Origin of the sequence: Blautia sp. AF14-40, from assembly GCF_003479665.1 — a bacterium.
Taxonomy (GTDB): domain Bacteria; phylum Bacillota; class Clostridia; order Lachnospirales; family Lachnospiraceae; genus Fusicatenibacter; species Fusicatenibacter saccharivorans.
Genome location: NZ_QUHK01000004.1, coordinates 68115 through 80854, shown reverse-complemented (window position 1 = coordinate 80854; position 12740 = coordinate 68115). Strand labels below are relative to the sequence as shown.

The window sequence follows — 12740 nt, the reverse complement described above, 5'->3', positions numbered from 1 at the left end:
TAAAAAAAGAACACCCGCCCCTCCGGTTTTTCCCGGAAAAGCAGGTGTCCCCTAACTACTTATATTTGATTCCGATTACTTTCTGACAGTAATCTTGTCCAGATGCCAGATATCATCTACATACTGCTGGATGGTACGGTCGGATGTGAATTTGCCGCTGTGTGCGGTATTCAGGATCGCGCTTCTTGCCCATGCAGAAGTATTTCTGTATTTATCCTCAACACGCTCCTGTGCTGCCGCATAGGACTTGAAGTCTGCCAGGGTAAAGTACATATCCGGGCGCGGAGCATTCTTCGGTGTGAGCAGGGAGTCATACAGATCACGGAACATCATGGTGTCGCCGTTTGAGTATCTTCCGCTGATCAGATCCATCACTACGTTGTGGATGTCCTGATCGTGGATGAAGTAGCTCATCGGATCGTAGGTGTAGTTGTTCTCATATTCGATAACCTGATCTGCGGAAAGTCCGAAGATAAAGGCGTTCTCCTTTCCAACTTCCTCAACGATCTCTACGTTTGCACCGTCCATGGTTCCAAGAGTCAGGGCACCGTTCAGCATGAACTTCATGTTACCGGTACCGGAAGCCTCTTTACTTGCGGTGGAAATCTGCTCGGAAACATCAGCAGCGGCAAAGATCAGCTCTGCGTTGCTGACACGATAATCCTCGATAAATACAACTTTGATCTTTCCTTTGATGGTCGGATCGTTATTTACGACATCCCCAACGGAATTGATCAGTTTGATGATTGCTTTTGCACGCTCATAGCCTGCGGAAGCTTTCGCTCCAAAGATGAAGGTTCTTGGGTAGAACGGCATATCCGGGTTCTTTTTCAGACGGTCATACAGGTACATAATATGAAGAATGTTCATAAACTGGCGTTTGTACTCATGCAGACGCTTTACCTGAACGTCAAAAATAGAGTTCGGATCTACATCAATGCCGTTATGCTCTTTGATGTATTTTGCCAGGCGAACTTTATTTTTATATTTGATTTCCATAAATTCCTTCTGTGCCTGGGTGTCATCTGCCAGCTTAGCGATCTTTTCGATCTTCGGCAGATCGGTGATCCAGCCGTCTCCGGCGTACTCGGTTACCCAGTCAGCCAGGAGCGGGTTTCCGTGAAGCAGGAAACGACGCTGTGTGATACCATTCGTCTTATTGTTGAACTTCTCCGGAGTCATCTCGTAGAAGTCTTTTAAGGTCTGTTTTTTCAGAATCTCGGTATGAAGCTGTGCAACACCGTTGACAGAATAGCCGCCTACGATAGCCAGACGGGCCATATGAACCTGTCCGTCGTAGATCACTGCCATCTGGCGGACTTTCTCTTCATCACCCGGGTACTGCTCTCTTACCTGGATCAGGAAGCGGCGGTTGATCTCCTCTACGATCTGATAGATACGCGGAAGAAGTCTGGAGAACAGGTCAACCGGCCATTTCTCGAGTGCCTCTGCCATGATGGTGTGGTTGGTGTATGCGCAGGTCTTTGTGGTGATCTCCCATGCCTCATCCCAGCCAAGGCCTTCTACGTCCATGAGGATTCGCATCAGCTCCGGAACGGCCACGGTCGGGTGAGTATCGTTCAGCTGGAAGGTAACCTTCTCATACAGCTTTGTGATATCATCGTGATGTTTTTTATATTTTGCAACTGCTCTCTGTACGCTTGCAGAAATGAAGAAATACTGCTGTTTCAGACGCAGCTCTTTTCCTTCGTAATGGTTGTCGTTCGGATACAGAACCTCTACGATGGTTTTTGCAAGGTTTTCCTGCTCAACCGCTTTGTGGTAATCACCTTTGTCGAAGGAATCCAGGGAGAAGTCCTGAATAGCCTCTGCATCCCAGATGGTCAGCGTGTTTACAACATCGTTGTCGTATCCTACGATTGGCATATCGTAAGGAATTGCGTTTACAGACTGGTAATCTTTCTGTACGAAGTTTACGCGTCCGGTAGCCTCATCATACTCCTGTGCTACGTATCCGCCAAATTTTACTTCTTTTGCGTATTCCGGGCGTTTCAGCTCGAATGGATAGCCGTGTTTCAGCCAGTTGTCCGGTACTTCTACCTGATAACCGTCGCGGATCTGCTGTTTGAACATACCGTATTTATAACGGATACCGCAGCCGTATGCCGGATATCCCAGTGTAGCCAGGGAATCCAGGAAGCATGCTGCCAGACGGCCAAGACCGCCGTTTCCAAGCGCAGGATCTCTCTCCTGGTCCTCCAGAAGGTTCAGGTTCAGTCCCATCTCATCAAGAGCTTCCTGTACCTGTTTGTATGCAGTCAGGTTAATCAGGTTATTTCCCAGCGCACGTCCCATCAGGAACTCCATGGACATATAGTACAGAATCTTCGGATCCTGCTCATCCATTGCTTTCTGGGTTTTCAGCCAGTTGTCAATAATAACGTCTTTTACTGCGTAGCAGACTGCCTGGTAAATTTCCTGCTGGGAAGCCTCTTCCAGATTTTTTCTGTACAGCATTTTTACGTTTTCTTTGACACTGTTCTTAAAAATTTCTTTGTTGAACTCGGCGTTTAACATCTGCGTCCTCCTCAATAGCAGTCTGCGAGCGGAGAGCTTGTCTGCATCCCCGCTCGCAGGCTGATTTTTATATTAACGATCGTCGTGGAAACGCATCCAGAAGTATTCTTAGATACGCTCTACTGCCATGGTAACCTTTTCGGAGTTGATATTCCACTCCTTCTCATAGCCCTTTGTCTCTCCAGTCACGATTTCTTCTGCCAGAACTTCAGATTTAATTTCATCACCATGGTTTTTCATGATGCTTACAATCTTGTCGTTGTCTTTTGCATATACTCTGATCTTGTCCATAACCTCAAAGCCGGCCTCTTTACGCATGGTCTGGATTTTACTTACCAGCTCACGAACAAAACCTTCCTCGATCAGTTCCGGAGTCAGATTGGTATCCAGAACAACGGTGATTGTATGGTCGGATTCCGATACATAGCCTTCCATCTGTGCCATGTCAATTAACAAATCCTCCTCTAATAATACAATTTCCTGTCCATCGATGTCAAGTTTAAGTTCGCCGGTGCTCTTGAGCTCTGCCATAGCCTTGTTTCCATCCAGCTCAGACAGGGTTGTTTTGATCTTGTTCAGGAGTTTTCCGTATTTTGGTCCTACGGTACGCATCTGCGGTTTGAAGCTGTAGCTGATGAAATCTGCGATGTCATCTTTAAATACAACTTCTTTGACATTCAGCTCGTCCTCGATGATCTCTTTGTAGAATTCGGAAAGCTGGAACTCGCTCTTCACGTACATGGTTCCGATCGGCTGACGGTTTTTGATATTGGCAGTATTTCTTGCGGCACGTCCCATAACGACGATCTCCAGCAGGTCTGCCATATCCTCTTCCATCTTCGGATCGATCCAGTTCTCATGTACCTCCGGGAAGTCGCACAGATGGATACTTTCCGGTGCACTTGCATCGATGCTCTTTACGAGGTTCTGATAAATATCCTCTGTCATGAACGGAATCATCGGAGCTGCTGCTTTTGCAACGGTCACCAGTGCGGTGTACAGAGTCATGTAAGCATTGATCTTATCCTGCTCCATGCCTTTTGCCCAGAAACGCTCACGGGAGCGGCGTACATACCAGTTACTCATATCATCCACGAAGGACTGCAGTGCTTTTGCTGCCTCCGGGATACGGTAATTTGCCAGGTTGTCGTCTACTGCTTTTACAGTGGATTCCAGACGGGACAGCAGCCATTTATCCATAACAGCCAGTTTGTCATATTCCAGACTGTATTTTGTTGCATCGAAGTTGTCGATGTTTGCATACAGGACAAAGAACGCGTAGGTGTTCCACAGGGTTCCCATGAACTTTCTCTGTCCTTCCACGACCGTCTTGCCTGCGAAACGGCTCGGCAGCCACGGAGCACTGCTGGTGTAGAAGTACCAGCGGATCGCATCGGCACCGTAGGTCTGCAGTGCGTCAAACGGATCTACCGCATTTCCTTTGGATTTACTCATCTTCTGTCCGTTCTCATCCTGTACCAGACCAAGAACGATAACGTTCTCGTACGGTGCTTTGTTGAACAGCAGAGTGGAAATTGCAAGCAGGGAGTAGAACCATCCACGTGTCTGGTCTACAGCCTCGGAAATAAACTGTGCCGGGAACTGTTTCTCGAAGGTTTCTTTGTTCTCGAATGGATAGTGATGCTGTGCGAACGGCATGGAGCCGGAATCGAACCAGCAGTCGATAACCTCCGGTACACGGTGCATCTCTTTACCGCATTTCGGGCACTTGATGGTCACTGCGTCGATGTATGGGCGGTGAAGCTCGATGTCATCCGGGCAGTTGTCGGCTTTTTCTTTCAGCTCTTCGATACTGCCGATGCAGTCCTGATGGCCACATTCACACTGCCATACCGGAAGCGGAGTTCCCCAGTAACGGTTTCTGGAAAGTCCCCAGTCCTGAACATTTTCCAGCCAGTCGCCAAAGCGTCCTTTTCCGATGCTCTCCGGAATCCAGTTGATGGTGTTGTTGTTGCGGATCAGATCCTCTTTTACTGCAGTCATGCGGATGAACCAGGTCTCGCGCGCATAGTAGATCAGTGGAGTATCACATCTCCAGCAGTGTGGGTAGCTGTGCTCAAACAGCGGTGCATCAAACAGAAGATCTTTGTCTTCAAGTGCCTGCAGAACCGCCATATCTGCTTTCTTGCAGAAGGTGCCTGCCCACGGAGTTTCCTCGGTCATCTCACCTTTTTCGTTTACTAACTGTACGAAAGGAAGATCGTATCTGTGACCGACTTTGGAGTCGTCCTCACCGAATGCAGGAGCGATATGAACAACACCGGTACCATCGGTCAGTGTTACGTAGGTATCGCAGACTACATAGTATGCTTTTTTGTTTCCGATTCTCTTCTCAGCGTACGGGAACAGCGGCTCGTACTCTTTGAACTCAAGATCTTTGCCCTGATAATGCTCCAGGATTTCAGCGCCCTCACCGAGAACGGTGTCTACCAGAGCGGCTGCCATATAATAGGTATATCCTTTGCTTGTTACTTTTACATAATCCTCATCCGGGTTGACGCAGAGCGCAACGTTGGACGGAAGGGTCCACGGTGTGGTGGTCCATGCCAGGATGTAAGCGTCCTCGCCTTTTACTTTAAAGCGGACAACGGCAGAACGTTCTTTGACATCTTTGTATCCCTGCGCTACTTCGTGAGAAGAAAGCGGGGTACCGCAGCGCGGGCAGTAAGGAACGATTTTGTGTCCTTCGTACAGAAGACCTTTCTTCCAGATCTCTTTTAATGCCCACCACTCGGACTCGATGTAATCGTTATGATACGTAACGTATGGATTTTTCATATCAGCCCAGAAGCCAACGGTATGGGAGAAGTCTTCCCACATTCCCTCGTATTTCCATACGCTCTCTTTACACTGCTCGATGAATGGCTCTACGCCGTATTTTTCGATCTGATCTTTTCCGTCCAGACCGAGTTTTTTCTCAACTTCCAGCTCTACCGGCAGTCCGTGGGTATCCCAGCCTGCTTTTCTCGGCACCTGATAACCCTTCATGGTACGGTATCTCGGGATCATATCCTTGATAACACGGGTCTCTACGTGGCCGATGTGCGGTTTTCCGTTTGCGGTCGGCGGTCCGTCATAGAACACGTAGGACGGATTTCCTTCACGCACTTTCATACTTTTTTCGAAGATCTGATTGTCTTCCCAGAACTTCTCAACCTGTTTTTCTCTCTCGACAAAGTTCATGTCGGTTGAAACTTTCTTGTACATGCTTGTACCTCCTGAAACTTAAGTTTCTCGTTTGATTTGCTCGCGTAAAATAAGAAAAAGCTCCCGCCCTGTAATAGGACGAAAGCTGTACTTATCGTAACCACCTGTTACATACTATCATATGCATTTCCTGTAACGGGGAACGGCCGGCAACTTCTTACCACTGCTCTCCGGCTTTCTATATTTTATGCGCCGGGTACGCAGATTCAGAACTGCAACTTGGAAGTGATGTTCACCTGCCGCTACTTGTACCGGACTCCCACCATCCCCGGCTCGCTTTCCACAGACCGTTCACGCGCAGACTACTGTCTTCGTCATTGTTTTTCATGCCTTATTATAACTAGGGGCTGTAAGCGTTGTCAAGAGTGGAAAGCATATTTTATCGGTTCTTTTCCGCGATTTTACGGGATTTTCGGGGGTGTGCGTTGCTATTTGGATGGGGGAATGGTAAAATCGGGGTATAATCAAAAAACGGAAGGGAAGTGAAATCATGGGAAGATTTGTGAATCCGGACAACAGTGCATTTCAGGTTGCTCTCAATTCCGAAATCTATGTGGACAAAACAGGACTTTTATCGTATACCAACAAAGTTCTGGACACCATGCAGGGCTATATCTGCAACAGCCGCCCGCGGCGGTTTGGAAAATCATTTGCTGCAAATATGCTGGCGGCCTATTACAGCAAGGGCTGTGATTCCAGAAAGATGTTTTCTGGCCTTGCGATCAGCCAGACGGCAGACTTTGAGAAGCATCTGAACCAGTACGATGTGATTCATCTGGACATCCAGTGGTTTCTTTCGAATGTCAGCGATCCGGAACAGATTGTGGCCTACATTACAGAATGTACACTGGCCGAGCTGCGTACCGTCTATGCAGATCAGCTTCCGCCGGAAGTTTCCACCGTTCCCGACGCTCTGTCCCGGATCAAAGAGGCGACCGGACAGAAATTTGTGATTATTATTGATGAATGGGATGTCCTGATTCGTGATGAGGCCTCCAACCAGAAAATTCAGGATGATTACATTAATTTTCTTCGTGGAATGTTCAAAGGGACGGAACCGACGAAATATATCCAGCTTGCGTTTCTCACGGGTATTCTTCCGATCAAAAAATTGAAAACGCAGTCTGCCTTAAATAATTTTCATCAGTATTCCATGCTGAATCCAGGCCCGCTGGCTTCCTATATTGGATTCACAGAAGATGAAGTTTCCGCTCTCTGTCAGAAATACGGACAAAATTTTGAGGAAGTCAGACGATGGTACGACGGCTATCTGCTTGGAAATTACCATGTATACAATCCAAACGCGGTGACAAGTCTGCTTCTGGATGGGACATTCCAAAGCTATTGGTCGGAGACGAGCACATACGACTCGATGGTTCCTTTTATCAATATGGATTTTGACGGATTGAAAACAGCAATTCTGGAGATGCTTTCCGGCGCCGCAGTTCCCGTACTGGTTACTTCCTTTAAAAATGATATGGTCAGCTTTGTGAATAAAGATGATGTTCTGACGCTGCTGATTCATCTAGGGTATCTTGCCTATAATCAGCAGACGCAGATGGCATACATTCCAAATGAAGAAATCCGCCGGGAATTTCTGACGGCGGTTACTTCCAACCGCTGGAATGAACTTCTTACCTTTCAGCAGGAATCTGCAGAGCTTCTGGATGCTACACTTGCTATGGATGAAAATGCGGTTGCTGCAGGAATTGGAAAGATCCATGAGGAATATACTTCTGTGATTCAGTATCATAATGAAAATTCACTCAGTTGTGTGCTCACGATTGCTTATTTAAGTTCCATACAATATTACTTCAAACCCATTCGTGAACTTCCGACCGGGCGCGGTTTTTCCGATTTTGTCTTTCTGCCAAAGCCGGAATACCGATACGATTTTCCGGCGCTTGTAGTAGAACTGAAATGGAACAAGAATGCGAAAACGGCACTGGATCAGATTAAAAGACAGCATTACCCGGCTTCCATTGCATCTTATACAGGGGATATTCTGCTGGTTGGTGTTAATTATGATAAGAAGACGAAGGTGCATGAGTGTCGGATTGAAAAATATTTGAAATCAGGAGAAAAATGATGAAAGTTGTGATTGCAATTGATTCTTTTAAAGGAAGCCTTTCCTCTCTGCAGGCTGGAACAGCGGCCGCCACCGGGATTTATCGTGTCGATCCGAAGGTGGAGACGGTTGTGCGCCCGCTTGCCGATGGCGGTGAAGGTACCGTTCAGGCACTGACCGAAGGTCTTGGCGGACGGCTTGTCTCCGTTTCGGTGACCGGTCCTGCCGGAAAGCAGGTTATCTGCCCGTATGGCATCATCGACCGGACGCAGACCGCCATTATCGAGATGTCGGGGGCTGCCGGTATTACGCAGGTACACGGCGATGAGAAAAATCCGCTGTACGCCACAACGTACGGTGTCGGTGAGGTTATCTGCGATGCCATCCGCAATGGCTGCCACCGCTTTATCATTGGAATCGGCGGAAGTGCCACAAATGACGGCGGTATTGGTATGCTACAGGCACTCGGTTTCGGACTGCTCGATGCAGAAGGAAAACAGGTTCCTTTTGGTGCTGTCGGACTGGAATCTCTTACCGCGATTACGGCAGATCACGTTCTGCCGGAACTTTCGGAATGCACCTTCCGTATTGCCTGCGATGTAACGAATCCGCTCTGCGGTTCCAACGGCTGCAGCGCCGTTTTCGGACCGCAGAAGGGCGCGGATGCTGTCATGATCAAACGTATGGACACATCGCTTGCCTCCTACGCCGCACTCTGCCGGAAAACATTCCCGAACGTTGACGCGGAATTTCCCGGAACGGGTGCTGCGGGCGGACTTGGATTTGCTTTTCAGACGTTTCTTTCTGCTTCACTGGAACCCGGCATTCAGATCATACTGGATGAAACCCGACTTCGTGATGATGTGAGAGACGCTGATCTTGTCATCACCGGTGAGGGACAGCTCGATGGGCAAACCGTGATGGGAAAAGCGCCGATTGGAGTTGCAAAACTGTCAAAAGAATACGGCAAACCTGTCCTTGCGTTCTCAGGCTGTGTTACAAAAGATGCATCTGCATGCAACGCCGCCGGAATTGATGCCTTTTTCCCGATTCTGCGGAGCGTCGTTTCACTCGAAGAAGCTATGGATGTGAAAAATGCGGCAGAAAATATGACCGATACGGTAGAACAGGCTTTTCGGCTATTTTTGCTTCAGTAAAGCGGATATTCGCAATCCGCTTCGCTACTTGCTTGAGTCGGTTAAAATACAAGACCGTTTTCTCCTGCTTTAATTTTTGCAGGAAGGACAGAAAACACGTCGTGCTCTCATCGTCTTAATTCCAGCAGATATTCTGTCGTTCCTGCTTCCAGCTGTTTCGTTCCTGTCCACCGAAATCCGTGGCGGTTGTAAAACGCAATGGCACGCGTATTTTTCTCCAATGCCCATAGATGGTCTGCGTCAAACTTTTCAATTGCAAAGGTAATCAGCCCGTGGCCGACTCCGTTGTTCTGCAGACATGGATCTACGTATAGTTTACAGATTTCGGTTCCGTTGATTTCTGTAAAACCTCTTATAATTCCATCATCGTAGACATAGATGCGGTTTAAGATTTCTTCTTTCTTAAAGTACTGGTCAATCATCGGAACTACCTGCATTTCACCGAAGGAATAGGCCTCCTCGTGAAAAATCGGGAAATAATTGATTCGGTTGTTGAACACGAAAATTTCCGCAATTCTGGACAGGTCTTTCAGTTCTGCTTTTCTGATTTTCATATTTTCTCTCATTTTAATTTCCAATCAACACTTTCTTCCCCCGAAACGCAAATCCATAATACCTGATCCGCTCCTTTGCGATTCCTCTGGCAAGCAATTCTGTGTCATACTGTTTTTCCTGAATCTGACGAAGTGCATGCTCCACCGTCTCTTCCAGCGACTTTTCTTTTGATGTGTTCTGAACCTTAAATTCCATTACGATCGCATCCAGGTTTTCTTTCAATGGCTCCATTACTACGTCATACCTTCCGAATCCACTTTCTCTGTTGGAAGTGATTCTGTATTTTCCGGCCAGATCAACAATCAGCCCAAGGACAAATCCATGGTAAAATCTTTCTGGTTCGAGTTCCTCTGATGGTTTTCCGCCCGTGTCGAAACTGCTGAAGGTCTGAAGTGCTACCTGATTCATAAACTGGTTCATATAATCCAGATCTCCGGCAAGCAGAGCATCTTTAAAATTGCCATATGCAGAATCTTCTTCTGTAAACCAGTCCTCTATCATTTGTTCAAACATCAGCATTGTCTCATGATTTGTCACTTTCAAATCATACTGGCGCTTTCCTGTTCGGTTATCCATTTCGTACCGATCCACTTTCAGATATCCGCTCGCAAGCATAAGACTCCAGATGGCTCCCCGCTTTCTGCCAAGCTGTTCAAAAATAACCTGCTCATCCAATTCTGTGCAGATCACTCTGCCGTTTAATAAATCTTCCATTTCCGTCTTGATCTTTGCAGGACTTCGACGGATCAGATTGGAGATCAGCATATTTCCGCTGGTGTCTGCCCAGTACGTTCCATATTCTCCCGTGTCCAGATATTTTGTAATGGACCACGGATTGTAAATATCCTTCCGTTTTCCAAAGGAAAATCCATCATACCAATAGCGGACGGTTCCTTTTTCATCGGACAGCCCATTTTCCTCCAGCGCATGAAAGACTTCTTCTTCTGTAAAGCCAAACGAGCCGCTGTACTTTTCCGATGTTGTTGTTACAACTTCAAGATTATTCAGATCGGAAAAGATAGATTCTTTACTGACTCTTGTTATTCCTGTCAGCAGTCCCCGTTCCATATAGGGATTCGTTTTGAATGTGGAATTGAACAGGCTTCTGATAAACGCAGTAAGATTCTCCCAATACCCATGAATATACGATTCCTGCAAAGGAGTATCATACTCATCCAGAAGAATAATCACCTTTTTTCCGTAATAGCGGCTCAGATAATCGGACAGATAATTGACAGCTACTGCTGCCGCATCATCCGACATATTTTCTTCAACGGAATCAAAATAGGCGCGGTCTTTTTCATTCAATACTTTGCTGGATTTGACAAATTCAAAAGTACTATATAATTTCACCAGCTTACGAATTACCGCTCTTCTTGCAGTCTCATATGTGGTTGCCTTGATATCTGCAAAGCTGAGGGAAATCACCGGATACGTTCCCTGCAGCTTACGAAATCTTTCCTCTTTCCAGATGACAAGGTCTTCAAAATATTTGCTGCATTCGGAATGATTTACGGAAAAGAAATATTCGACCATACTCATATTCAGGGTCTTGCCGAATCTCCTTGGGCGTGTGATCAGGGTAACGCTGTCCTGATTGTCCCACCATTCCCTGATAAAATCTGTCTTATCGATATAAAAACAGTTATTCTTTCTGATGGATATAAAATCCTGATTTCCAATGGAAATTACTGATTTCATGGGTCTGCTCCTTCCTAAATCCTTTACCACCGACAGGCTTGCAAAAATTTATTTCTGTTTCTATTTTATCATATTTCTCTGGCAGAACAAAGATCATTCCCTGTCCGAAGCAATTATTTTCCATTGGATATTATGTTTTGACAGATGTCACGAACTATGCTTTCTCTGTCCTGATCCGCCGTTATTCTGGTTTCATGCAGAACGGATATATAATCTTTTTCGTTCCACCATCTCTGCATATCTTCTGCACTGAAATCATTGCAGTTCGGCTTTATTTTGTGGCGCTTCACGGTCTCCTCGAAGGGGAGGTCGAAGTAATATGCGTATATATTTTTTCCATATAAAGCTACTGCCAGCTCAAATAATGCACGATACCATTCCGCATTCAGTATTCCTTCCAGAATAACAATCTCGCTGTGTTTTCTTCCATATCGCAGAAGTTCTTCCAGAAGAGGCAGCGCCTTTGTATTTTCTCCGTCTTTGACTTTGAGCATATCTCTTCGGATAACATCCTGCGAGATCAGCATTGTATTATTTCCGAACACTTGCTGTAATTCCTTTGCAATAGTTGTTTTTCCACTGCCGGAATTTCCTCTTAAAATGATTAATTTATTCGTCCGTAAGCAATCGCCCATTGTCATTCCATTCTCCATACATAATTCCCGCTTTCGTATTATCTAAAAGTTTCTGCAAACGGCTCTGAAATATTTCTTTTTCCTCAAACATTGTAATTTTATACACTTTCCGCTATCTGCAGCGCCAGAAACAGCTTGTCCAGATCGTGGTTAGCGGCAGATAATCCATCCGTTTCATAGTTTCCTTCGATCAGCACATCTCCCGCAACAAGAAAATCATACAGTTCAAATCCATAAAAATCACTGATCGCCTGAACGCCTGCGAGTTCCATTTCCACGGCAATGCATCCTTCTTCTTTTCGTTTTCTTACAAGATTTACCGTTTCCCGAAGCATACTGTCTGTCGTCCATACGCGCCCCTGAACGTATGGCAGTTTCCTTTCTTTGAAAAATTCCGCCAGTTTGTCCGTGTTTTTTATTTTTATGTAGTCCTGCGGTTCTGCAAAATAATAGGACAGTCCTTCTCCCCGGTATGCCTCCGTTGGGAGAATAAACTTTCCATCGGTTGCTTCTTTGTCCAGACTGCCGCACGAGCCAAACATGATAAAGACGGATGCTCCTGTTAAATGATTGACTTCGGCAATCGTTCCTGCTGCAAGAGCGGAACCAATTGGTGTCAGGTAGAAAGCAATCGTTTCTTCCTCATATGGCAGAGTCCAAACCGGTATATTTCCATTGCATGCTCTTACTTCTGCAATCTGTCGGCATGGGAATTTTTCAAGCATGTATTCATATATTACTTTTGAAAAAATTACCATACATTTTTTTACCAGATGCTGCTTCTCCCCATAAAAATTCTCCAGCTTTACAATCGGCTCGCTGTTGATATCATAAGAATCAATAATCATTCTTTCTCCT

General features: G+C 46.2%; 8 protein-coding genes. 2 read left to right on the top strand and 6 right to left on the bottom strand.

Annotated features, from left to right (window positions below):
- Nucleotides 1-75: 75 nt before the first annotated feature.
- Both DWW13_RS04645 and ileS read right to left on the bottom strand, forming a co-directional pair.
- The gene (locus DWW13_RS04645; protein WP_118719433.1) at nucleotides 76-2538 is read right to left on the bottom strand and encodes a glycogen/starch/alpha-glucan phosphorylase; all 2463 of its coding nucleotides are present in this window, start codon (nucleotides 2536-2538) and stop codon (nucleotides 76-78) included.
- 108 nt (nucleotides 2539-2646) lie between these two features.
- Complete coding sequence (ileS, locus tag DWW13_RS04640) at nucleotides 2647-5766, bottom strand: isoleucine--tRNA ligase (RefSeq protein ID WP_055222021.1); 3120 nt, start codon at nucleotides 5764-5766, stop codon at nucleotides 2647-2649.
- Between the two features lie 490 nt (nucleotides 5767-6256).
- Between ileS and DWW13_RS04635 the strand changes: the two genes are divergently transcribed.
- Entirely contained in the window at nucleotides 6257-7855 is a 1599-nt protein-coding gene (locus tag DWW13_RS04635; RefSeq protein ID WP_118719431.1) for an AAA family ATPase, read from the top strand.
- Nucleotides 7855-8991, top strand: a complete 1137-nt coding sequence (locus DWW13_RS04630; protein WP_118719429.1) for a glycerate kinase family protein — start codon at nucleotides 7855-7857, stop codon at nucleotides 8989-8991. Before DWW13_RS04635 ends, DWW13_RS04630 begins: the two co-directional genes overlap by 1 nt.
- A 107-nt stretch (nucleotides 8992-9098) precedes the next feature.
- Here DWW13_RS04630 and DWW13_RS04625 read toward each other — a convergent pair whose 3' ends face one another.
- The 4 genes from DWW13_RS04625 to DWW13_RS04605 all read right to left on the bottom strand — a co-directional run bounded on the left by DWW13_RS04625 (nucleotide 9099) and on the right by DWW13_RS04605 (nucleotide 12730).
- On the bottom strand, nucleotides 9099-9545 hold the full coding sequence (locus DWW13_RS04625; RefSeq protein WP_055225986.1) for a GNAT family N-acetyltransferase: 447 nt from the start codon (nucleotides 9543-9545) through the stop codon (nucleotides 9099-9101).
- 13 nt (nucleotides 9546-9558) lie between these two features.
- Entirely contained in the window at nucleotides 9559-11247 is a 1689-nt protein-coding gene (locus tag DWW13_RS04620; RefSeq protein ID WP_055225796.1) for an AAA family ATPase, read from the bottom strand.
- Between the two features lie 113 nt (nucleotides 11248-11360).
- Complete coding sequence (locus DWW13_RS04615) at nucleotides 11361-11900, bottom strand: kinase (RefSeq protein WP_243026014.1); 540 nt, start codon at nucleotides 11898-11900, stop codon at nucleotides 11361-11363.
- Nucleotides 11901-11980: 80 nt separating this feature from the next.
- Nucleotides 11981-12730, bottom strand: coding sequence for a nucleoside phosphorylase (locus tag DWW13_RS04605; protein WP_118719425.1), 750 nt, complete (start codon nucleotides 12728-12730; stop codon nucleotides 11981-11983).
- Nucleotides 12731-12740 lie beyond the last annotated feature (10 nt).